At 65.6% G+C, this 21351-nt stretch carries 18 protein-coding genes; 14 read left to right on the top strand and 4 right to left on the bottom strand.

The genetic code is table 11. The features are described 5' to 3' along the window. Positions 1 to 16: 16 nt before the first annotated feature. Entirely contained in the window at positions 17 to 643 is a 627-nt protein-coding gene (locus SOM47_RS16835) for a response regulator transcription factor (protein WP_320506220.1), read from the bottom strand. A gap of 208 nt (positions 644 to 851) precedes the next feature. Between SOM47_RS16835 and SOM47_RS16830 the strand changes: the two genes are divergently transcribed. The 11 genes from SOM47_RS16830 (at position 852) to SOM47_RS16780 (ending at position 12925) form a co-directional block, all read left to right on the top strand. Then, on the top strand, positions 852 to 1079 hold the full coding sequence (locus SOM47_RS16830) for a hypothetical protein (protein ID WP_320506219.1): 228 nt from the start codon (positions 852 to 854) through the stop codon (positions 1077 to 1079). 116 nt (positions 1080 to 1195) lie between these two features. Next, positions 1196 to 1327: a hypothetical protein gene (locus SOM47_RS16825; RefSeq protein WP_320506218.1), complete on the top strand. Its 132-nt coding sequence runs from the start codon at positions 1196 to 1198 to the stop codon at positions 1325 to 1327. A gap of 17 nt (positions 1328 to 1344) precedes the next feature. Further along, positions 1345 to 1683, top strand: a complete 339-nt coding sequence (locus tag SOM47_RS16820) for a hypothetical protein (RefSeq protein WP_320506217.1) — start codon at positions 1345 to 1347, stop codon at positions 1681 to 1683. 45 nt (positions 1684 to 1728) lie between these two features. Next, the gene (locus SOM47_RS16815) at positions 1729 to 2247 is read left to right on the top strand and encodes a GspH/FimT family pseudopilin (protein ID WP_320506216.1); all 519 of its coding nucleotides are present in this window, start codon (positions 1729 to 1731) and stop codon (positions 2245 to 2247) included. A 44-nt stretch (positions 2248 to 2291) separates the two neighbouring features. After that, positions 2292 to 2711, top strand: a complete 420-nt coding sequence (locus tag SOM47_RS16810) for a type IV pilus modification PilV family protein (protein ID WP_320506215.1) — start codon at positions 2292 to 2294, stop codon at positions 2709 to 2711. 26 nt (positions 2712 to 2737) lie between these two features. Beyond that, on the top strand, positions 2738 to 3688 hold the full coding sequence (locus SOM47_RS16805) for a PilW family protein (RefSeq protein ID WP_320506214.1): 951 nt from the start codon (positions 2738 to 2740) through the stop codon (positions 3686 to 3688). Then, entirely contained in the window at positions 3688 to 4251 is a 564-nt protein-coding gene (locus SOM47_RS16800) for a pilus assembly PilX family protein (RefSeq protein ID WP_320506213.1), read from the top strand. The genes SOM47_RS16805 and SOM47_RS16800 overlap by 1 nt, the downstream gene beginning before the upstream one ends. 45 nt (positions 4252 to 4296) lie before the next feature. Further along, positions 4297 to 7962, top strand: a complete 3666-nt coding sequence (locus tag SOM47_RS16795) for a pilus assembly protein (RefSeq protein WP_320506212.1) — start codon at positions 4297 to 4299, stop codon at positions 7960 to 7962. Further along, a complete protein-coding gene (locus SOM47_RS16790) occupies positions 7959 to 8336 on the top strand; it encodes a type IV pilin protein (protein WP_320506211.1) in 378 nt (125 codons plus the stop codon). The genes SOM47_RS16795 and SOM47_RS16790 overlap by 4 nt, the downstream gene beginning before the upstream one ends. Before the next feature lie 81 nt (positions 8337 to 8417). Then, positions 8418 to 10784: a TonB-dependent receptor gene (locus SOM47_RS16785; protein WP_320506210.1), complete on the top strand. Its 2367-nt coding sequence runs from the start codon at positions 8418 to 8420 to the stop codon at positions 10782 to 10784. Beyond that, positions 10781 to 12925: a phosphocholine-specific phospholipase C gene (locus tag SOM47_RS16780; RefSeq protein ID WP_320506209.1), complete on the top strand. Its 2145-nt coding sequence runs from the start codon at positions 10781 to 10783 to the stop codon at positions 12923 to 12925. Before SOM47_RS16785 ends, SOM47_RS16780 begins: the two co-directional genes overlap by 4 nt. A gap of 13 nt (positions 12926 to 12938) precedes the next feature. Here the strand turns inward: SOM47_RS16780 and SOM47_RS16775 are convergent, their stop codons facing one another. After that, entirely contained in the window at positions 12939 to 13577 is a 639-nt protein-coding gene (locus tag SOM47_RS16775) for a response regulator (RefSeq protein WP_042614729.1), read from the bottom strand. 117 nt (positions 13578 to 13694) lie between these two features. Here SOM47_RS16775 and SOM47_RS16770 point away from each other — a divergent pair, with 117 nt between their 5' ends. After that, positions 13695 to 16901 carry an ATP-binding protein gene (locus SOM47_RS16770; protein ID WP_320506208.1) on the top strand — a complete coding sequence of 1069 codons (3207 nt, stop codon included), beginning with the start codon at positions 13695 to 13697 and terminating at the stop codon, positions 16899 to 16901. Here SOM47_RS16770 and SOM47_RS16765 read toward each other — a convergent pair. Together SOM47_RS16765 and SOM47_RS16760 are read right to left on the bottom strand one after the other, a co-directional pair. Further along, positions 16898 to 17281 carry a c-type cytochrome gene (locus SOM47_RS16765; RefSeq protein WP_042614730.1) on the bottom strand — a complete coding sequence of 128 codons (384 nt, stop codon included), beginning with the start codon at positions 17279 to 17281 and terminating at the stop codon, positions 16898 to 16900. The two genes, SOM47_RS16770 and SOM47_RS16765, sit on opposite strands and share 4 nt — an antisense overlap. Positions 17282 to 17288: 7 nt before the next feature. Further along, entirely contained in the window at positions 17289 to 18965 is a 1677-nt protein-coding gene (locus tag SOM47_RS16760) for an electron transfer flavoprotein-ubiquinone oxidoreductase (protein ID WP_042614731.1), read from the bottom strand. Between the two features lie 374 nt (positions 18966 to 19339). Between SOM47_RS16760 and SOM47_RS16755 the strand changes: the two genes are divergently transcribed. Both SOM47_RS16755 and SOM47_RS16750 read left to right on the top strand, forming a co-directional pair. Beyond that, a complete protein-coding gene (locus SOM47_RS16755) occupies positions 19340 to 20104 on the top strand; it encodes a polymorphic toxin type 15 domain-containing protein (protein ID WP_052812042.1) in 765 nt (254 codons plus the stop codon). Next, positions 20094 to 21257: an acyl-CoA dehydrogenase family protein gene (locus SOM47_RS16750; RefSeq protein WP_192084757.1), complete on the top strand. Its 1164-nt coding sequence runs from the start codon at positions 20094 to 20096 to the stop codon at positions 21255 to 21257. The genes SOM47_RS16755 and SOM47_RS16750 overlap by 11 nt, the downstream gene beginning before the upstream one ends. Positions 21258 to 21351: the final 94 nt, after the last annotated feature.

Below are 21351 nucleotides of genomic sequence, written 5' to 3'. Positions count from 1 at the left end.
CCCTCTGAGTTTCCGATCAGTGGAGCGGCCAGCGGAAATCAGGCGGCAGCAGTTTCAGGAACTCGTTCTCACTGCTGACCTGCAGCTTACGTAGCCCGCTCCATTTCTGTGCGCTCACTGTGCTGGTGGCGCGCATCAGCGCTTTGGCGATCTGTTTCGTACACAACCCATCCGCTACCAGCTGCATCACCTGCCTCTCCCGAGGCGTGAGGCCATGCAATGCCGAGCCGAGAAAGTCCATGTCTGCCCCGCGGTTGCGTGGCTGGGCCATCTCGACGACTGACCGCACGGTGGATGCAAGCGTGTCCAGTAGCTCGCACTTGCCGACATACGCATCTGCGCCTGCCGCGATGCACATGGCACGAGCACTGCTTGTCAGGTCGGAACTGAAGACCACCAATCTGCATTGAGAGCGGTGCTGTATCGCCAGAAGCAGTGCCTGCGCCTTGGCGGCATGCTTGCCCTGGAAGCAGTCCAGTACCACCACGTCTGCATGATGATCCTGCAGGTGGTCCAGCAACGCGCCCGCGTTGCGGAACTCCTCGGTGATCCGGATGCCATAGAGCGTATTGAAGAATGCGCGCAAGCCTGTGCGCACCAGCGCATGCTGATCGAGAACGATCACTGTTGTATCTGAACGCATGTGACGCCCTCCATCCATTAGTTCATGGGCCGTATCCATGATCAGATAAAAGCGATCCGAACGATTTCGAAATGCAGCACTACAGGACGATTTCTTGCCTCGAACGGGTGCTGCAGGCAACAGACGCGAGGTACCGTGCGGGAAGGCGGACGAAGAGCGTCGCCAGCCGTAGTCATCTGCCTGCACTCTTCACTCGGAGCACCGCGAAATGTCATCTGGTCACGTCACAGACGCCACGAAAGGTCTGGCCCGCACCTGCGAAGCCGGCGAACTGCATCCGGGTGATCTGATACTCGCATGCATTCCCGGTTGCGCCGAGTTCCTGTGCCGGGTGCTGCGTGTGAGACGGAACGAGCGCGGGCAGATACGGGTGGATCTCATGGATGGCTTTGGCAGCGTCTACTTCCACCCGCACGATAAGATCCGCTGCTTCTGAAGTGGCGGATAAGTAATTTCGAGGTTCTTCGATTCTTAATTCGGGAGGGCTTTCCTATTCTCCATCGACAGCGCCGGATCCTTGGCCGGTGAGTGAGCGAGCAGATGGAGAACGTGTTGAAGATACTGTTGATCCTAGTCGGTGCATGGTCCGCGATGGCGGTATGTCTGGGTCTGTTGTTCGGGCGCTGGATGAGCTTGCAGAAGGATGTGTCCGACCGCGATGAGCTTATGGAGCAGGCGCGGTGAGTCTGTCAGGTCCACCCATGGACGCCACCGACCCCTTGCGCAACCGGTTGGCGACGATCGTGCATGCATGGCTGACACACTTGGCCATGAACGACGAAGAGTTCGAGATGGTCGCCGGCAAGGACAAGCTGCGGATGACGATGGCAACTGCTGCGATTCTGCAGGTTCTCATTGGTGATGATGCACGCCTGGGCGCTGCCACCAAACGCATCACCACGCTGCTGCAGCGACGGGATCTCGCAGTAGGGACAGTGGACATCAAATCCGAGAGCACACCGAAGTTTGAAGCGCGTGTTGTCCGCGACGGTGATGCGGGTGCTCCACCACCAATGGACCGGCGCTCGACATTGCGCTAGCTCGCCGCCGCGTACGGATTCCACCTTCTCCCACCAGAGCAAAGCATGAGCTGTAGAGCTGTCCCGAACCGAGTCACCAGCGGCTTCACCTTATTGGAACTCATGGTCGCATTGGCGGTGCTGGCGACCCTGGTATCGCTCTCGATGCCTTCGTTCTCCGCCCTGATCGCACAGACGCGAATTGCCAGCGCAACGAACGATCTGTTGAGCGACATGGAGTTTGCCCGTCATGAAGCCATCCGCCGCAATGACAGCGTCGTCCTTTGCGGTTCGCGCGACCGCTCTGGATGCGCATCCGATGGCTGGCAGCAGTGGATCGTAACCACGGGCAAGGGTTTGGTGCTCCGTACGGGTCGCATGCCGGACAGGAGTGGCGTGACGGTCTCCGAGGCGCTCCGACGTGGCCTTGTCTTCCAGTCGACCGGGCTGGTGAGCATGGGGGGCCGCGTGCCGGCAGAAGGTTCGATCCTGGTCTGCAGCACGGCGGTACTGAAGCGTTATCGGCTGACCATAGCTAACGGTATCTCGCTTCAGCGTCGGAAAGAGGAACAGGGGTGCGGATGATGATGCGGGGAGTTGGCTCAAGGCGGGGCGTGGAAGGAGCAGGGTTGATCGAGGTCATGGTGGCGGTGCTCCTGCTCTCCATCGGCGGGCTGGCTGCGGCTTCTGCGCAGCTGGTGGCACTGAAGCGTAATGAAGGAGCGCTGGTCAGAACGGCCGCCGTGTACGCCACGTCCAGCCTCGCCGAGGCAATCCGTGCCAACCCTGCGGGATTCAAGTCGGGTGCCTATGACACGAACGGCACGGTCTGCACGCATGACGAGGCCCCGACCGGGGATCTGGCACGGCAGGACATCACACACTGGCTGCAGGGGCTGAGCGGACAAGGGGATGCGTCGATGCAGGTGTGTGGTGCAGTACGCTGCACGGCCGATGCCTGTACGGCGTCGATCACGTGGGACGACCAACGCGCCGGTGCGGGAACGGATCCGGACGCGGTGGAGATCGAGCTGGGATTTACGCCATGAGGCGCGCGGAGTGCACTGGACTCAGCTTGGTCGAGCTTATGGTGGCGCTGGCGCTTGGCCTGCTGCTCATCATGGCATGCGGGGGCATTTACCTGAACTCGGCCGCCAACGCCCACAGTACGATAGGCGTATCACGGACTCAGGAAGCCGCCAGGGTCGCGATGGAACTGATCGGCCAGGACCTGCGTGGCGCGGGGGATACCCTGTGCGACAATCGGCACCCGGTGGTCAATCTTCTCGCGCAGCGGGACAACCTGTTCTGGCAGACGCTGTCCGAGCCGGTAAGAGGAGCCGATGAAGCGAGCAGTGCGCGGGTCTTTCAGATGCCTGCACTCGACTCTGGAACCGCAGAAGCCGAACGCCTGGCCGGGACCGAGAGCATCCGGCTGTGGACGCTGACTCCGCTACAGCTATCGGTCACCGACACGGCGCAGTCCACGCAGCCGATTCCGGTCACCGGTGACGATACGCCTGTTGTGGGTGATGCATTGCTCGTGTGTGATTTCAAGGTCACCACTCTGCTGCGCGTTACCGCAACGGGCGCTGCCATCGGCCACACTGCGCCCGCCAACTGCGTGGACTACTTCGTCCGCGGCAATGCCTGCGCGGGGGCCATGCCACCGATGGCTGCCATGCAGCGCTATGGCCCTGATACCGCCATGGCGCTGCCGGAGCAGGTGCGCTGGTATGTAGGCACCGGCCCGGATCAACGCGCGGCGCTGTACCGCAGCGTGGTGCGTGACGGTAAACAGGCCCGGGCCGCGGCGATCGTACCGGGCATCGACAGCTTCCAGCTCAGGTACTTGGTCGGCGGTGGGTCCCGCTACGTCACTGCCGCCGAGGTCCCGGACGCGGAGTGGCAGAAAGTGACCGCCGTCTCTGTGCGCTTCTCGGTCGTGCCACAGCTGCCCGGGCGAATAAGCGACACGGCGGCGCGGCACTTTCAACACACCTATCAGATAAGGTCCCGAGGCTGATGCGCGCCCTTCAAAGCAAACGCGGCGGACAGCGTGGCATCGCCCTGTTCGTCGTCCTGATCACCTTGTTGCTGTTGTCGATCATCGCGGTGATGAGCTTGAACGCCGGGGTACTGCAGGAGCAGATGACGTCGTCCATGCGCGACCGCGCCCTGGCGCTGCAGAGCGCGGAGGGCGCCCTCGCGGCGGCCGAGAAGACAATTCAACTGAAGCGGTTCGGTGCCGGCGGCGAAGGCACGAACTGCTCTGAAAGCGGGTTGCCTGACAGTCCTGCATGCCGTCCCCTGCCCATCAGCAGCAGCGCAACCGAGGCCGGCCGAAGCTGGCAGGTGGCGCCGGATATACAAAGCAAGGAGATCAGTGCGGGCGCGCCCGAGTTTTCGGTGCAGTACATGGGCCGACGCGAGACCCATGTCGAACTGGGCCTGGGCAATGAACCCAACTACGGTGAGTCGCCGGGTCTGGTCGAGGCGGAATACTACCGGGTGCTGGCCCGCGGCTCGAACCCGGATGCCAACGGGCGGTCACGCGTGGTGCTGCAGACCGTCGTCGTACGTGAGTAAGGTGAAGTCATGCTGAGATATGGATATGCCGGTGCAGTAGCGGGCTTGACCCTGGTACTGGCGCTGGGTAGTGGTGGGTTGCACGCGAAAGTCGCACAGACGCCACTGACTGCGGAGATCCAGGTGCCCGCTAATCTGGTGCTGGTGCCGTCGGTGGAGTTTCCTACGCTGATCAGTGCGGCGAACCTCGGCAACTATTCTTCGACCAGCGCTTATGTGGGCTACTTCGATCCTGGTAAGTGCTACCGCTACGTCTATGCGACGCAGGAAGATCAGCGTCACTTTGCGCCGGTGTCGCTGCGTCCTGCAGCAGGCTGCACAGGCAAGCTCTGGGATGGCAGATTCATGAACTGGGCCGCCACGCAGACCATCGATCCTTTCCGCAAGGGCCTGACTGGCGGTTACAGGGTTCGTGACACACCGACAGAGACGTGGCTTGAGAAAGCCGACTTCTCCATCCAGGGCCGGGCAGCCAATTTCGAGACACGGCGGCTGCCCAGCGGCACGGCTGCCAACGAGCGTGCGGTCAATGCGGCCACTCCGGCGCAGTACAGGGCCTTCTATGCGCGCGTTTACGGGCTGGGTGCACGCATGTATTTTTCGTCCACGAGAAACCTGGATACGGCGACATCATCGGTCGCCTACAACCCGGAAAACGCGCGTCATACGCTTTCGCCAGCAAGCGGTACGAACCCTGGCGACGAAGGCGTCATCTATGAAGTGAGCATCCGGGTAAAGGTCTGCGATCCGGCCGTTGGCCTGGAGGACAACTGTGTGGCCTACGCAAACGGCTTCAAGCCAGAGGGTCTGCTGCAGAAGAACAACGATCGCCTGCGTTACTCCATCTTCGGTTATCTCAACAACGGTGGTCCCTCTGCCGGGCAGACGGGTGGCTATGAGACAGCAGCAGATGGAGGTGTATTGCGTGCGCGACAGAAGTTCATCGGGCCGTTCGTCCACGACCCGCTGACGCCACCCACGGTCAATGCGGCGCGGGAATGGGACCCGGTTACCGGCGTACTGCTGGACAATCCGGACCCTGCCGACGCGGCCGCGACGGGAGGCGGTGTCAGGAACAGCGGCGTGATCAATTATCTCAACAGATTCGGGCAAATGAAGACGGGACGCACGCCCAAATCTTATGACAATGTGAGCGAGCTCTACTACGCCGCACAGCGTTATATCCGCGGGCTGGGTAACGTAAAGGAATTCAGCGAACTATCGAAAAACACCACGACGCGCTATCGTCAGGCGGACGGCTTCCCCGTCATCGCGGCGTGGGATGATCCGATCCGCTACCAGTGCCAGAGCAATACCCTGCTAGGCATCGGCGACACCAACACCTGGACCGACAAGAACCTGCCTGGAGCAACCAGCAGGGGGGGGGAACCCGTGAAACCCGCAGGGGTTTCATCGGACACGTCGGTTGATGTCGTGAAGGCGTTGAAGCAGATCTGGTTGATGGAAGGATTTTCCGCTTCCCTGGCCAGCTCACGTGCGGTTGCGCCTTGGTACAACGGGGCGTCGCAGCAGCAGAACTCTGCCTACATCGCGGCGCTGGCCTATCTGGCCAACACGACGGACATTCGGCCTGACGAAGCGCGCAACGGATTCCCCGGCAAGCAGACGCTGCAGACCTATTGGGTTGATGTGATCGAGACGGGTGATTACAAGCTCACCAACAATCAGTATGTATTGGCTGCGAAGTACGGCGGCTTCGAGGTCCCGAGTGGCTACGAGACCTACGACCCGAAGGCACCGCCGCTGCTGCCAGAATGGTGGTGGAACGGCGTTGACTATGTGAACAATGACAAGCGGGAGCGCCGGCCGCGCAACTTCTTTGCAGCTTCCGACGCGGCGCGGATGGTCGCCAGCCTTGAGCAGGCGTTCAAGGCAATCTCCCAGGTCAAGCTGGGCGCTGGCTCTGCCGTGTCCACCAATGGCGGTGAGCCCGGGGACGATGGACGCATATACAGTGCGACCTATCAGACAGGGAGCTGGCGCGGAGACCTCAGCGCGTACCAGGCCGACGCGCGCACCGGAGTGGTGGGGACTACTGCGGTCTGGAGCGCGTCGACGCGGCTGGATGTACGCCCTTGGCGTGAGCGGAAGATCCTCATCTCAAAGGGTGGGGCGCTGGTGGCCGCAAGCTGGAATGCCTTGAGCGCGGAGCAGCGCAGTGCATTGGGCGAGGAGCGGGTGCTGCAGTATCTGCTGGGAGACCGCAGCATGGAGGGGAAAGAGACGTTCCGCCTGCGCGCAGGCGTACTCGGCGATTTCGTCAACTCTTCGCCCGTGTATGTCGGGCCGCCCAACCCCAGTCTTTACTGGGGTAAGCGCTTCCAGGGAGCTGACCGTTACGCCGCTTTCGTGCAATCGTTGTCCGGGCGCAGGCCGGCGCTGTATGCAAGTGCTAACGACGGCATGCTGCATGGCTTCGATGCAGCCAGTGGCGACGAGAACGTCGCGGTCATACCAAGCTCGGTTCCCTTTGAGGGCCTGCTGCAGTATGCCGGGCAAGGCTACCAGCACCGCTACCTGCTAGATGGCGAGCTGACCGTGGCGGACGCCTATGTCGGCGGGAGCTGGAAGACGATCCTGGTGGGAACGCGCGGTCGCGCTGGCCCGGGGGTCTTCGCACTGGACATCACCCGACCAGGCGACGTCCGCCTGATGTGGGAGCTGGATGGCAAGGCACTTGAAGGCATGGGTGCAGTTATCGGAAAGCCGTTGATCGCGCAGGTGGCCGATGGGGATTGGCGCGTCGTGCTGGGCAATGGTGCAGACGGTGGCGATGATCTGTCTCGGCTCTACAGCATCACACTCGATTCCGCGCAGGTGCATACCACTGTGCTGGATCGAGCCGGTGGTGGCGCTTACGGTGCGCGGCCATGGGATGCCGATGGGGATGGGTTTGCCGAGACGGCCTACGTGGGTGATGCAGCCGGTGGCCTGTTCCGCGTGGACCTGGTCCGCTCGCAATCGCAGCGTCTGTTCACCGCGCAGTACGGCGGCGCACGGCAACCCATCACGGCAACCCCCTTGGTCGGCCGCAATCCGGAAGACGGTATGACGTGGGTGTTCTTCGGTACCGGCGCGCTATTGGAAACGCGTGATCTGACCAACCTGGGCGTCCAGTCGTGGTATGGCATCCGCGACCGCGGACAGACCATCACCGGGCGCGTGGGGCTGGTGTCCACACGCATCTTCGCCGAAACGGCGACGGGGCGTGCGCTGGACAAGAACGAACAACCGGGAGCAGATGGTTGGGTGATTGACTTCATCTCACCTGGCGCGCCGCCGCGAGGCGAACGCATGGTGTTGCCCAATCAGTTCCGAGGCCGGACGCTGGTAGGTACGACCCGCATCCCCGATGCCAGTAACCCTTGCAATCCATCAGGGTCAGGCTATTTCATGGCAATTGATCCGTTCACAGGTGGGAGGCTGGACGACAGTTTCTTCGACATGGATGGCGATGGCACGGTGGGCAATCCTGGCGACCTGATCGATGCGGACGGGCATCCCGTGCCGTCCTCGGGCTTTCTGGTTGGACAGGGGCCCAACGGTCCGGGTTTCCTGGGCGACTGGTTGGGCGGGTCGCTGGAGGATGGTGGCCTGTCCGGTGTGATAACCAACCCGATCGGCAACCGGCTGCGTCGAGCCAGTTGGCGCGAGCTTCGCTGGCGCGGTGATACAGGCTTATCACGATGAGGCGCCGCAACCGGGGTATCACGCTGCTGGAGCTGATGATCGTGTGCGCGATCGTGGCGATCCTGGCGTCCATCGCGTTTCCCTCCTACACCCGATACATCATCAAAACCCGTCGCGTGCTGGCTCAGCACTGCATGCTGGATCAGGCTTCTGTGCTGGAGCGGCTGTATACGCGGCAGCTCAGCTACCGGAATCCTCCGGTAGCCGCCTGTGCAGGCGAACTGGTCGGTTACCGTCTGGAGGTGATGGTACCCGGCACGGGCGGGTATCTGGTGCGCACCACGCCGATCGACGCGCGAGGAGACAGCCGCTGCGGCGTGATGTCGCTGGATCGCGCAGGCAGGCGTACGGCCGCAGCAGACGATTGCTGGTAGCGCACGCACGGCGCTTGATGTAACAGCCACGTCACCGCTCCCCCCAATACTCCGGCGGACCCCACCCCATGAACCGACCCGATGCCTGCTCCCCGACTCCGCCGTTTGCCCCGCGCCTGCCTGCTCAGTGTGATGCTGCTGCCCGCCCTGCACGCCTATGCCAATGACGCAGCGCCTGTAGACGATGCGCGCACGCTGGACCAGGTGCAGGTGATCGGCCAGGCCACCAGCTATGCCAAGACATCGGTCAGCAAGGAAACCATCAACCGGCAGACCATCCTGAGCAGCGTCAACAACGCGCTCAACGAGCTGCCCGGCGTGGTGGTCAGCGAAGCCGATGCCACCGGTTCGTCGGTGTGGGGCACGCAGATCAGCATGCGCGGCTTCGTCACCAACCGCGATACGCAGCAGATCGGCACCACCATCGACGGCCTGCCCAACGGCGGGTCCGGCTATGGCGGTGGCTCGCTGGCCAACCGCTACATCGACACGCTGGACCTGGAAACGGTGGAGGTCAGCCAGGGCACGGCGGATATCTCATCGCGTTCCAACGAAGCCCTGGGCGGCACGCTTAATTTCCTGACCAGCGATCCGCTGCAGGAACAGCGCGTGCGCTTCGTCGTTGGCGGCGGTGACAACGATGCGCGCAAGTATTACGCACGCTTCGATACCGGCCTGCTGGCCGGACACACCCGCGCCTGGATCAGCGCTTCGTCCGCTGAGGTACGTGACTGGATCGACGGTAGTGGACGCACCAGCAACGACCACGTGGCGGCCAAGTTCGTCACTGAACTGGATCGCTGGACGCTGACGGGGTATGCGTCCTACAACGATGCCAACGAACCGGAATACACCAGCGTTTCGCCGGCCAGCTTCGCCACCAACCCCGACCGTGATGGCTTGGTCGGCAACCTGACCGGCATCCCGAACCTGGACCAGAACTTCCGTTCCGGCTCGCGCGCGCTGCGCGAAAACACATTCGGCTACCTGCGCGCAGCGTTCGATGGCGGCAATGGTTTCAAGGCCAGCGTGGCCGGCTACGCACACAAGATGGAAGGGCGGGGCGACTGGCTGCCGCCCTATCTGGTGCAGGCGCGCGAAGACGGCGTGGGCAATCCGGAGTCCGAGTACCGTGGCGGCGACACCGTGTACGGCGGGTCCGCGCTGGGCCAGTTCTATTTCGTCAATCCCGATGGCAGCGCCGCGCAGATGATCCCAGGATGCACGCCGCGTGCCGGATTCACCGCCGACTACGATCCCAACTGCTACGCCGCAGGCGTGCAGGGCATTCAATCCTATCGTCACTCGCACTACGACAACGCTCGTGCCGGCTTCACCGCCGACGTGGAATGGAAGCAGGACTTCGGCACCGTCGAGAACACCGTGCGCGGTGGCGTGTGGGTCGAAAACGTGGACCGCAGCGTGCGCCGCGACTGGCACCGCCTGCTCAACGTCGGAACCGATATCTCCTTCGACAACGTGCCGTACTGGGTGCAGTTCGAAGACCGTTACAAGGTGGACGAGCAGATGTACTACGTCGAAGACGTGGCGCGCTTCGGTCCGTTCAGTGCACGCGTCGGCGTCAAGCAGTTCTTCGTCGACCAGAAGCGCCAGCGCACGATCGGTGCGGCGGAGAACGTGCGATCCGATTCGAAGTCCGATCCGCTGCTGTCCGCCGGCGCCACTTGGACGCTGCCGGTGCAGGGCCTGGAGGCATTCGCCGGGTACTCACAGAACTTCGCCGCCATTCCGTCCGGCGTGCTCGGCGAGACCGACGCCCAGCGCTTCGCACGGGTGGAACCGGAAACCGCGGACAACATCGAACTGGGCCTGCGCGTCAGCCGCTGGCCGCTGACCGGCTCGATCACTCTGTACAACATCAAGTTCGACAACCGCATCGTCTACCTGCCGGCGCGACTGGCCGACGGCATCGACTACCTGGACGAGACCGATGGCGTCTACGAAAACTTCGGCGGCGTGGAAAGCACCGGCGTGGAAGCCGCGCTCGGTTACGGTTGGGACAACGGCTGGCGCATCAACGGGGCCTACACCTACAACCGCTCTGAATACCTGGGCAGCGGCAACGCCGCGCGCGATGCCGAACTGGGCATCGTCGACGGCGCCGATGTGATCGGGCAGCCGCGCCACATCCTGGTGATGTCGGCTGACTGGCAGGGTGAAAGCTGGAACTTCGGCGTCTCCGGTCGCTACCTGGGTGAGCGCTACCTGGATGCGTCCAATGCCAACAAGCTGCCGTCGGCCACGGTGTTCAACGCCAACATCGGCTTCGACCTGCAGGATCTGTCGCCGAAGCTGAAGGGCGTGGGCGCCAGCTTCGTGGTCAGCAACCTCACCGACCGCCGCTACCTGTCCGGCGTGGATGGCAGCGATACTGCGTTCATCGGTGCACCGCGCACCGTGGGCTTCTCGGTACGGGTAGATCTGTGAGCGAACGGCAACACACGCCGCACGATATCGGCCGCCGCCGCCTGCTGCAGGGCGGCGTGGCGGCCGGCATCGCCGCGTTGATGCCGAGCATCGCGCGCGCGGCCGCGATCGCCCCGGATGCGCGCACGCGCAGCCTGCAGGATCTGCAGCACATCGTGGTGCTGATGCAGGAAAACCGCTCGTTCGACCACTACTTCGGTACCCTGCCGGGCGTGCGCGGATTCGGCGACCGCTTCGTGCCGCCGGCACCGCCGCTGCAGGCCGGGCAGCCGATCCGCACGCTGTGGCTGCAGCCCAATGCCGCCGGTACCCACGGCATCGCGCCGTTCCCGCTGGATACCGCCGCGCACTTCGGCCACATGCGCGTGGAGGGCACCCCGCACACCTGGCCGGATGCGCAAAAAGCCTGGGATCACGGGCGCATGGCGCACTGGCCTGCGGCCAAGCAGGACCACGCGATGGGCTATTACCAACGCGCCGACCTGCCGTTCCAGTTCGCGCTGGCCGAAGCCTTCACCGTCTGCGATGCCTACCACTGCGCGATGCAGGCCGGCACCAACCCCAACCGGCTGTTCCTGTGGACCGGGCACAACGATCCGCACGCCCTTGGCGGCGGGCCCGCGGTAGCCAACTCGCACGACAACTTCCCGGAGCTGGGCGGCCACGCCGCGTCCTACACCTGGACCACCTATGTCGAGCGGCTGCAGCAGGCAGGCGTGGACTGGCGCATTTACCAGGACATGGCCGACAACTTCACCGACAATCCGCTGGCGGGGTTCGAGGCGTTCCGACTGGCCTGGCGCAACGCACCCGGTCATGACACCGAACTGCGCGAACGCGCGGTCAGCACGCGCGGACTGGGCCAGCTGCGCCAGGACGTGCTGGATGGGCGCCTGCCGCAGGTCAGCTTCCTGATTGCCGATGCCGCCGGCAGCGAGCACCCCGGTCCGTCCAGTCCGGCCCAGGGCGCGGCCTATACCGCGCAGGTGCTGGACGCCCTGACCGCCGATCCGACGGTCTGGAGCCGCACCGCGCTGCTGGTGATGTTCGACGAGAACGACGGCTTCTTCGACCACATGCCACCGCCGGCGCCCCCTTCAGCCGATCCCGCGCGGGCCGGTGGATGGGCAGGCGCCTCGGTGGTCAGCACTGAAGGCGAGTATCACCGGCGTCCTTCGCCGGGCAACGAGAAGCAGGACGAAGTCGCGCTGCGTGGCCGCCCCTATGGGCTGGGGCCGCGCGTGCCGATGTACGTCATTTCACCCTGGAGCCGCGGGGGTTGGGTGGATTCGCAGGTCTACGACCACACCTCGGTGATCCGCCTGATCGAGCGGCGCTTCGGCGTGGCCGCGCCGGATATTTCAGCGTGGCGGCGCGCGGTGTGTGGCGACCTGACCGCCGCCTTCGATTTCTCCCAGACCGACAACCGCCCGTTCGCGCACGCATTGCCGGCCACGGCCGCCACCGCGGCGCGCGCCGCTGCCTTGCCCGCGCGTACCGTGCCGGTGCCCCCGCAGGCCCTGCAGCCGGCGCGCCAGGAGCCCGGCGTGCGTCCCTCCCGCGCACTGCCCTATCGCCCCAGCGTGGCCATCCAGACCGACCCGGAGGCAGCAGACATCCGCCTGACGCTGGCCTGCGAGGGGGCCGCCGCCGTGCTGCACGTCTACGACCTGCTGCGGCTGGATGCGCTGCCGCGTCGCTACACCGTAGGCCCGGACGAGGACCTGCAAGGCATCTGGCCGCTGGATGCGGAACAGGGCTATGACCTGTGGGTGCTCGGCCCCAATGGCTTCCATCGGCGCTTCCGCGGCAGCGCCCAGGCGCCGATGCCGGTCGAAACAGCGATCGAGCGTGTCGCGGATGGCATGGTCCTGCAGCTCCGCAACCCAGGTTCGGCCCCCGTGTCGGTGGCGGTGCGCGGGGCGGCCTATCCGGGCCTGATGCCGGAGCGATCGCTTTCGCTGGACGCCGGTGAAGCGGCGCGCATCACCTGGCCGGCGGCTCCAACGGGCGCCTGGTACGACCTGCAGGTGCAGCAGCCGGGCGCCCGCCAGCGGCTGGCCGGGCGTGTGGAAAACGGCCTGCCCGGCAGCAGTGATCCGGCCATGGGCACTGCACCGCTGCGGTTCGAGATGGGATGAAACCGGTGCGGGATTACAGTTGGCCGTTGCGCAGGTAATCGAACAACTGCGCATCGCTGTTCAACCCCAGCTTCAGCATCGCATCGCCCTTCTGGCGGCTGATGGTGCTGGCGCTGCGATGCAGCAGCGTGGCGATCTCCTTGACCGTCATGCCCTTGCCGAGCAGGCGCAGCACCTCCACTTCGCGCGGTGACAGCGGGCGGCCTTCGCCTTCCACCATCGCGCTGCTGCCCGCTGCTTCCACGCGTTCCTTCAATGAGAGGCTGACGTAGGGCAGGCCACGGTGGACGGTGCGGATGGCGACGGGCAGTTCGTCCATCGACGATCCCTTGTCCACCAGCCCCAACACGCCGGCGTCGCGCACCATGCGCAGGATCGCCAGGTTGCTGGAAACACTGAGCATCAGCACCGGCAACAACGGATAGCGTCGACGGATCATGCTGATCATCGCAAAGCCATCCGGCACGGTGCTGTCCGGCATCGAGTAGTCGGTGACCAGTACATCGCAGGGATGGGTGGACAGGTAGGCCAGCAGGTCCTGCGCGGTGGCGGCTTCGGCCACGACTTCGCCGACGCCGCTGCCGTGGATGACCGACCGGGCGCCGATGCGAACCACGGGGTGGTCGTCAGCGATGATGATGCGAAGCGTCATGCTCTAGTATGGCCCCGGGTGACATGGGTTAGGTGGAAAGCAGGCATCGACGATATCCCTATTCTAAGGAGAGCGAACCTGGTGCGCACGATCCTGGCTCACTGCCGAGGATGCGGCATGGGCATCCTGCTGTCGCTGTTGCCTGCGATGGCATGGGCCGCGCCCCCCGCGCCCCCCGCGCCGCGTGCCGAGGCACCGTCGCCTGTACGGCCCCCCGCGGTTCTGTCGGTGGGGGTCTACGACAGTGGCTGGCCGCCGTTCGAGTTCGTCGAAGGGGACAGGGTGCGCGGGCTGGGCCCGGACACGCTGGCCGATCTTGCGACACGGATGGGCGTGACCCTGGATTACCGTCGCTATCCGGACTGGGCGCAGGTGCAGGAGGCCGCCTGCCGGGGCGATATCGACGTGGTGATGAACGTATCGCCGAGCACGTCCCCGAACCGGTGCCTGGCCTACAGCACGTCGTATGCGACCGCGCCGTTGGCCGTGGTCGGACGCAGCGATGACCTGCGCGCGTCCAATGATCCGAACCTGGCGGGCCTGCGCGTAGTGAGCGAGCAGGGCTTCCTGACCCAGGCGCAGATCCGCACCCGCTTTCCCGCCGCGCGCCAGTTGCTTGCAGCGCACACGCTGGATGCGCTGCGGATGGTGGCGCGGCAGGAGGCGGATGTGTTCATCGGCAACGCCTACGTGGCCAGCCAGCTGATCAACGACACGGCGTTGGAAGGCATCGCCCTGTTGCGTCCGATAGACATGGAGCTGGATACGCTGCACTTCGGCGTGCCGCCGTCCCGGCCGCAGCTGGTGGAAGCGCTGGACCAGGCGATGTCGCAGCAGCCGGCGTCGGTGCGTGCAGGCATTGCCGCGCGCTGGCTGCGCGTGCCGGTGTGGTCTGCGCCGGCGCGGCAGGCATTGGACCAGGTGGAGCGGCGGGCGCTGTCCACGCCGCTGCGTACCGGCTTTGCGCCCAATGCCGCACCGCTCTCCTTCACCGATGCCGATGGCCGGCCTTCCGGGCTTGCCAGTGACTACCTGCAGCGGCTGCGGCAGGCCGGTGCCACGCTCACCCCCGAACCCAGCCACGACTGGTTCGACCTGCGCGAAAAAATGCGTCGCGGCCGCATCGATGCCGTGATGGGCGTGCCCAACGATTCCCGTTACCTGGGCGAGGGCTGGGTGTTCAGCCAACCCTTCATCAGCGTGCCCAATGTCATCGTGACCGGGCCGCGCAGCGGCAGCGTGCTGGACATGGACGACCTGGCCGGCAAGCGCGTTCTGTTGTCCGATCCCGAACGGCTGCGCCTGCCGGTGCTGCAACGTGCGCCGGAGGCGCGCATCCTCGCCGCGCGCAGCGCCGAACAAGCCCTGCAGCGGCTGCTCGATGGCGAAGCACAGGCCTACATCGGCAACCTGGCGATCGTGGACCGGCTGCTGCGCGAACGCTTCCCCGGTCAGTTGCAGGTGACGGCACCGGCGGGCTTCGACGATGACCTGTCATTGGCGGTCAAGCGCGAGCACGCCGGGCTGGCAACGCGGTTTGATCGCCTGCTGCAGGAAATGGGCCCACGCCAACGCGAGGCGCTGCGCAACGACTGGCTGGCGGTGGCCTACCAGGGCGGCAGCGACTGGCGAACGGTGGCGCGCTGGGGAATTCCGATCACCCTGGTGTTGTTGACCGCGCTGCTGGTGCACCTGCTGGGCTACTGGCGGCTGCAGCGGGAAGTGACCAGCCGTCGGCGACTGGAAAAGCGCCTGGCCGACGTCACCGGCAACCTGCCCGCAGTGGTGTACCAGATGCGCCGGGCGGCCGATGGCGGCCTTGATTTCCCGTACGTTGCCGGCGACATGCAGCCGCTGTTCGGCATCGACCACGACAAGGCGATGGCCTCGGCGCAGGCGGTGCTGGACGCGATCGATGCGCGTGACGTAGCCGACGTGCAGGCCGCCATCGAACGGGCGGCGCGCGATTTCCTTCCCTTCGAGCTCGAGTTCCGCACTGTCGGCATGCCGGAATCGCCGCGCTGGGTACGCAGCCAGGCTCAGCCGTACGCGGCTGATGCCGGGATGGTCACCTGGAGCGGATACTGGGTGGACATCAGCGAGGCCCGCGCGCAGGCCGACGCACTGGAAGCGGCGATGGCCGCGGCCGAGCAGGCGGCCGAGGCGAAGGCACGCTTCCTGGCGACCATGAGCCATGAAATCCGTACGCCGATGAGCGGCGTGCTGGGGATGCTGGAGATGCTTGCCCATACGGCCCTGCAACCCGCCCAGCGCACCCAGCTGGAGGAAGCGGAATTGGCCGCGCAGGCGCTGCGGCAGATGCTGGACGACATCCTCGACTACGCCAAGATGGATGCCGGTGCACTGCGCCTGGATCCGTTGCCACTGCCGTTGCGCCCGCTGCTGGAATCGCTGCAGCAGCGCTACGCCGGGCAGGCCGCGGCCAAGGGCCTCGGCCTGCGGCTGGAGCTTGACGTGCGGCTCGCGGCCACCCACGAGGTGGATGGACTACGGCTGCGACAGGTGCTGGAGAACCTGCTGGACAATGCCATCGCCTTCACCAGCGAAGGGGGGGTGGTGCTGCGCGCGGAGGTGCTGGAAGGAAGTTCGCCGAGCCTGCAGGAACTGCGCCTGCAGGTCATCGACAGTGGCATCGGCATGCAGCCGCAACAGGTGCAGGCATTGTTCCAGCCCTTCACCGAAGTAGACCCCGCCGCGCCGCACCACCAGGGTGGCATCGGCCTGGGACTGACGCTCTGCCAGCGCCTGGTGCAGCTGATGGGCGGGCGCCTGCTGGTGCACAGCGTGGCGGGAAAGGGAACCGAGGTCGACGTGCTGCTGCCGCTGCCGGTGGCCAGCGATGATGACCTGGTGGCCAGCGCGCCGGGGCCGGGCAGCGTCCCGCCGCTGCCGGTGCACCTGCGCACGGCGCGGGTCCTGGTGGTGGAAGACCACCCTACCGCGCAGGCGATGATGGCTTGGCGCCTGCAGCAGCTTGGGGTATCGCACGCGGTGGCGGGCGACGGCCGGGAAGGGTTGGAACTGCTGGCCGCATCCGCCTTCGACATGGTGATCAGTGATTGCCGCATGCCGGTCATGGACGGCTATGCGTTCACCCGCCTGCTGCGCGAGCGCGAACAACGCCAGGGCGTTCGGCGCCTGCCCGTGGTGGCGTTGACGGCCAGCCTGCTGGAGCAGGACCTGCGGCGCTGCCGTGAAGCGGGCATGGATGAAGTGCTGACCAAGCCATTGTCGCTGGCCCAGCTGCGGCAGTGCCTGCTGCGCTGGTTGCCGGCCTCGCCGGTCGGCGCCGCCGGCGCCTAGCGCGCGTTCTGCTGCAGGTATTCGATGACCAGCCGGCGCCGCTCCGGATCCGGGAATGCGTTGTACATGCGCGTGCCCGGCACGCTGGCGCTGGGTGAACGCAGGAAGGCGTCCAGCGTCTGTTCGCTCCACACGATGTCCGCCGCACGCATGCCATCGGAGTACGCATAGCCGGCCAGGCTGCCTGCGCGCCGTCCGAACACGCCGTGCAGGTTGGGGCCATAGCGGTGGATGCCACCGGCGTGCACGGTATGGCAGCCGGCGCAGATGGCGAAGGCGCGCTCGCGTTCCAGCGCGGCGGCCTGCTCCGGATCCTGCGGTGCACGCGCGCGACACGCGCTCAACGCGGCGATGCTGGCCAACAACAGCAGGATCCGCATCGTCGCGTCACATGCCGGCGTAGTTCGGGCCGCCGCCACCCTGCGGGGTCACCCACACGATGTTCTGGGTCGGGTCCTTGATGTCGCAGGTCTTGCAGTGCACGCAGTTCTGCGCGTTGATCTGCAGGCGCTGGTCGCCCTCGCTGCCGACGAATTCGTACACCCCGGCCGGGCAGTAGCGCGCTTCGGGTCCGGCGTACTCGGCCAGGTTGACCTGCACCGGAATGCGCGCGTCCTTCAGCGTCAGGTGGCTGGGCTGGTCTTCGGCATGGTGGGTGCTGCTCAGGAACACCGAGCTGAGCTTGTCGAAGGTCAGTACGCCATCCGGCTTGGGATAGTCGATCCTGGTGTGCTGTGCCGCCGGCTCCAGGCAGGCGTGGTCCGGGGTGCTGTGGCGCAGCGTCCACGGCGCATTGCGGATGCCCAGCTTGGGCAGCAGCCACTGCTCGATCCCGGTCATCAGCGTGGCCACCGCCTGGCCCTTCTTGAACCACTGCTTGAAGTTCTTGGACTGCTGCAGCTCGGCATGCAGCCAGCTGGATTCGAACGCCTGCGGATAGGCACTGAGCTCATCGTGCTGGCGGCCCGCGGCGAGTGCATCGAAGGCGGCGTCGGCGGCCAGCATGCCGGTCTTCAGCGCCGCGTGGCTGCCCTTGATGCGGCTGGCGTTGAGGTAGCCGGCTTCGCAGCCGACCAGCGCTCCGCCCGGGAACACGGTTTTCGGCAGCGACAGCAGGCCACCGGCGGTGATCGCCCGTGCGCCGTAGCCGATGCGCTTGCCGCCTTCCAGGTGGGTGCGGATCGCCGGATGGGTCTTGAAGCGCTGGAACTCTTCGAACGGGCTCAACCAAGGGTTTTTGTAGTCCAGACCCACCACGTAGCCGATGGACACCTTGCCACCTTCGGCGTGGTACAGGAACGCGCCACCGTAGGTGCTGCCGTCCAGTGGCCAGCCCGCCGCGTGAACCACCAGGCCCGGCTCGTGCTTGGCCGGGTCGATCTGCCACAGCTCCTTGATGCCGATGCCGTACGCCTGCGGATCGCGGCCTTCATCCAGCTTGAAGCGGTTGATCAGCTGGCGGCCGAGGTGGCCACGCGAGCCTTCGGCGAAGACGGTGTACTTGGCGAGCAGTTCCATGCCGCGCTCGTAATTCGGGCCATGGCGGCCATCCTTCTCGATGCCCATGTCGCCGGTGGCCACGCCGATGACTTCACCGTTTTCGCCGTACAGCACTTCGGCAGCGGCAAAGCCAGGGAAGATCGCAACCTCCAGCGCCTCGGCCTGCTGGGCCAGCCAGCGGCCCACTTCGCCCAGGCTGACGATGTAGTTGCCTTCGTTGTGGAAGCACTCCGGCAACAGGGGCTTGGGCGTGGTGCGCGCGCCGGTTTCACTGAGGAACAGGAACTCGTCGCGGGTGACTTTCTGCTTCAACGGCGCGCCGCGCTCGGCCCAGTCCGGGAACAGCTCGGCCAGTGCACGCGGATCCATCACCGCGCCGGAGAGCAGGTGCGCGCCCGGTTCGGAGCCCTTCTCCAGCACGCACACCGACAGTTCGCTGCCGGCTTCAATGGCGCGCTGGCGCAGGCGGATGGCCGTAGCCAGGCCGGCGGGGCCGGCGCCGACGACGACGACATCGAATTCCATCACTTCGCGTGGGGGCAGTTCGGTGGCTTCTGCGCTCATGGATGACCTGACTCTTGGGTAGACCGCCCTGCTGCAGGGGCGGTGGTTGCCTTGGAATAACGCACGTGCTGCCACGGCGAAACGGGTGTTTGAATCCATCAGGTTAACGGCTGGCCGACGGATCGGCCAGTTGCCCGTCTCAGGGTGGGCTGCATCGGCGGCGGGGCGCGCGCTGCGGGCCGCGGATGCTGCAATGCAGCAGGTGTGCCGCGTCGAGTGCGAACCCTTGACGCCGTCCGGTATAGCGCGGATCGACACCGATGTTCGGCTTCATCGTTTGTCTTGAACGATGCGCGTTATGAGCAGGCCATCCCCCACTGGAACAGCCACTTATTCCTACGCTGTAGCGCACCGTGGGATGAGAGGAATGCGCGATGTCACGCCGGCAGGTCCGCGACGCATCAGGGTTCTACGCGGTGCCTGGCCGCGTAGATCAGATGGCGGCGCGGCAGGACCCGGTATGGGGTGCCCATGTAACGTCGGCGCACCTTGCCCTGGTATGGGTGCTGGCACGCGTGGCGGATTGCCTGGCCGGTGCCGGCATGACCTGCCTGCTTCTGGTTTTTTCCCCGCAGAAGCTCGATCAGGGCAAGTTCGGCGAGCTGGATCGTCAGCTGGCCGGGCAGCAGGCGGGTCTCAACGCGCTGACGGTGGAGGAATATCTCGGTGCGCGCGCGCGCTTCGACCCCCGTGCCCGCGATCCCCAGGTTGCGCGACGTGCGCGCAGCTCGTGGCGGAACAAACTGGCCGCTGCGCATGGTGAGGCGCTTGCCGGACAGGGCATCGCCCCGGCCGAAGCCGGCGAGCGCGCCGCGCTGCTGGCGGATCAGCAGATGCGCAGCCTGCACGCGCTGCATAATCCGGACCGGGTCGTGGGCGGGCACGATCTGATCGGCGACTTTGGCGACGGCCAGGTCAACTGCACCATCGGCCGCCAATGGACGCTGGCACGCCGGGGAGAGATCTCGCGAGTACAGCAACTGGATGCTGCCGCATCGCGGGTGCCGGAGTGGCTGCGAGGGAGCACGCGGATGAACGGGCAGCTGGTACGGGAAGCGCCCGCCGTCCTCGACGCGGCACTGCGCCACCACCACAATGACCTCGATTCCGGCCCACTTGGTGCACCCGATGCGACTTGATCCCTGCGACCTGTTCGATGTCCGTTCCCTGCTCAGCGACGAAGAGCGCGCCGTGCAGGACAGCGTGGCGCGCTTCGTCGACCAGCGCGTGCTGCCGATCATCGGCGACTGCTTCGACCAGGCGCGTTTTCCCGCTGAACTGGTGCCGGAGATCGCAGCACTGGGCCTGCTCGGCGCGTCCCTGCCGGTGGAGTACGGCGGCGGGGGCATGGACGCGGTGTCCTATGGATTGATCTGCCAGGAACTGGAGCGCGGCGATTCAGGCCTGCGCAGTTTCGTGTCGGTGCAGAGCTCACTGTGCATGCATCCGATCTTCGCCTACGGCAGCGAGGCGCAACGCCTGCGATGGTTGCCGGCGATGGCCCGCGGTGAAGTCATCGGCTGCTTCGGCCTGACTGAAGCGCATGGCGGATCGGATCCCTCCAGCATGAAGACACGTGCGGTGCGCGAGGGTGACCAGTGGCGCCTGGATGGCAGCAAGATGTGGATCACCAATGCGCCCATCGCCGACCTGGCCATTGTCTGGGCGCAGACCGAAGACGGCGTGCAGGGCTTCGTGCTGGAGCGGGGGATGGAGGGATTCAGCGTGCAGGACATCGGCCGCAAGATGAGCCTGCGGGCGTCCTCCACCGGTGCGTTGTTCTTCGACCAGGTGCAGGTGCCGGAGGCCAACCGGCTGGCGGGGGTGGTGGGCATGAAGGGCCCGCTGGGCTGCCTCAACCAGGCGCGGTTCGGCATCAGCTGGGGGCCGATCGGGGCGGCCATTGCCTGCCTGCGCGAGGCGCTGGCGTATGCCGGCGAACGCGAACTGTTCGGCCGGCCGCTGGCGGCGACCCAGAGCGCGCAGATCAAGCTGGCCGACATGGCCCGGCGGATCACCGGTGCGCAGCTGCTGGCCCTGCAGCTGGGCCGGCTGAAAGAGGCGGGCCGGCTGCAGCCACAGCAGGTGAGCCTGGCCAAGTGGAACAACTGCCGGATGGCGATCGACATCGCGCGTGAGTGCCGCGACGTGCTGGGTGCGGCGGGGATCACCACCGAGCACGCCGCGATACGGCATGCGCTCAACCTGGAATCGGTGATCACCTACGAAGGCACCGAGACGGTGCACCAGCTGGTGATAGGCCGCGAACTGACCGGCATCAACGCGTTCTGAGTGAGTTTTTTTTGCGCTTGCGCGCGGCATTGAAGCAACGGCAACGGCAACGGCAACGGCAAAAGCTTCAGGGCTGCTTGTTGGCGGGGCGGGG

It is taken from the genome of Stenotrophomonas sp. CFBP8980 (genome assembly GCF_034046095.1).
Classification (GTDB): Bacteria; Pseudomonadota; Gammaproteobacteria; order Xanthomonadales; family Xanthomonadaceae; genus Stenotrophomonas; species Stenotrophomonas lacuserhaii.
Note: the sequence above shows the minus strand (reverse complement) of the source record. Positions and strands in the feature narration are given on the sequence as shown.

Coding starts and splice junctions, on each gene's coding strand:
- SOM47_RS16765 (WP_042614730.1), bottom strand. CDS start 17,281: ATGCGGATCCTGCTGTTGTTGGCCAGCATCGCCGCGTTGAGCGCGTGT.
- SOM47_RS16785 (WP_320506210.1), top strand. CDS start 8,418: ATGCCTGCTCCCCGACTCCGCCGTTTGCCCCGCGCCTGCCTGCTCAGT.
- SOM47_RS16750 (WP_192084757.1), top strand. CDS start 20,094: ATGCGACTTGATCCCTGCGACCTGTTCGATGTCCGTTCCCTGCTCAGC.
- SOM47_RS16760 (WP_042614731.1), bottom strand. CDS start 18,965: ATGAGCGCAGAAGCCACCGAACTGCCCCCACGCGAAGTGATGGAATTC.
- SOM47_RS16770 (WP_320506208.1), top strand. CDS start 13,695: ATGGGCATCCTGCTGTCGCTGTTGCCTGCGATGGCATGGGCCGCGCCC.
- SOM47_RS16830 (WP_320506219.1), top strand. CDS start 852: ATGTCATCTGGTCACGTCACAGACGCCACGAAAGGTCTGGCCCGCACC.
- SOM47_RS16790 (WP_320506211.1), top strand. CDS start 7,959: ATGAGGCGCCGCAACCGGGGTATCACGCTGCTGGAGCTGATGATCGTG.
- SOM47_RS16820 (WP_320506217.1), top strand. CDS start 1,345: ATGGACGCCACCGACCCCTTGCGCAACCGGTTGGCGACGATCGTGCAT.
- SOM47_RS16815 (WP_320506216.1), top strand. CDS start 1,729: ATGAGCTGTAGAGCTGTCCCGAACCGAGTCACCAGCGGCTTCACCTTA.
- SOM47_RS16800 (WP_320506213.1), top strand. CDS start 3,688: ATGCGCGCCCTTCAAAGCAAACGCGGCGGACAGCGTGGCATCGCCCTG.
- SOM47_RS16755 (WP_052812042.1), top strand. CDS start 19,340: ATGTCACGCCGGCAGGTCCGCGACGCATCAGGGTTCTACGCGGTGCCT.
- SOM47_RS16775 (WP_042614729.1), bottom strand. CDS start 13,577: ATGACGCTTCGCATCATCATCGCTGACGACCACCCCGTGGTTCGCATC.
- SOM47_RS16835 (WP_320506220.1), bottom strand. CDS start 643: ATGCGTTCAGATACAACAGTGATCGTTCTCGATCAGCATGCGCTGGTG.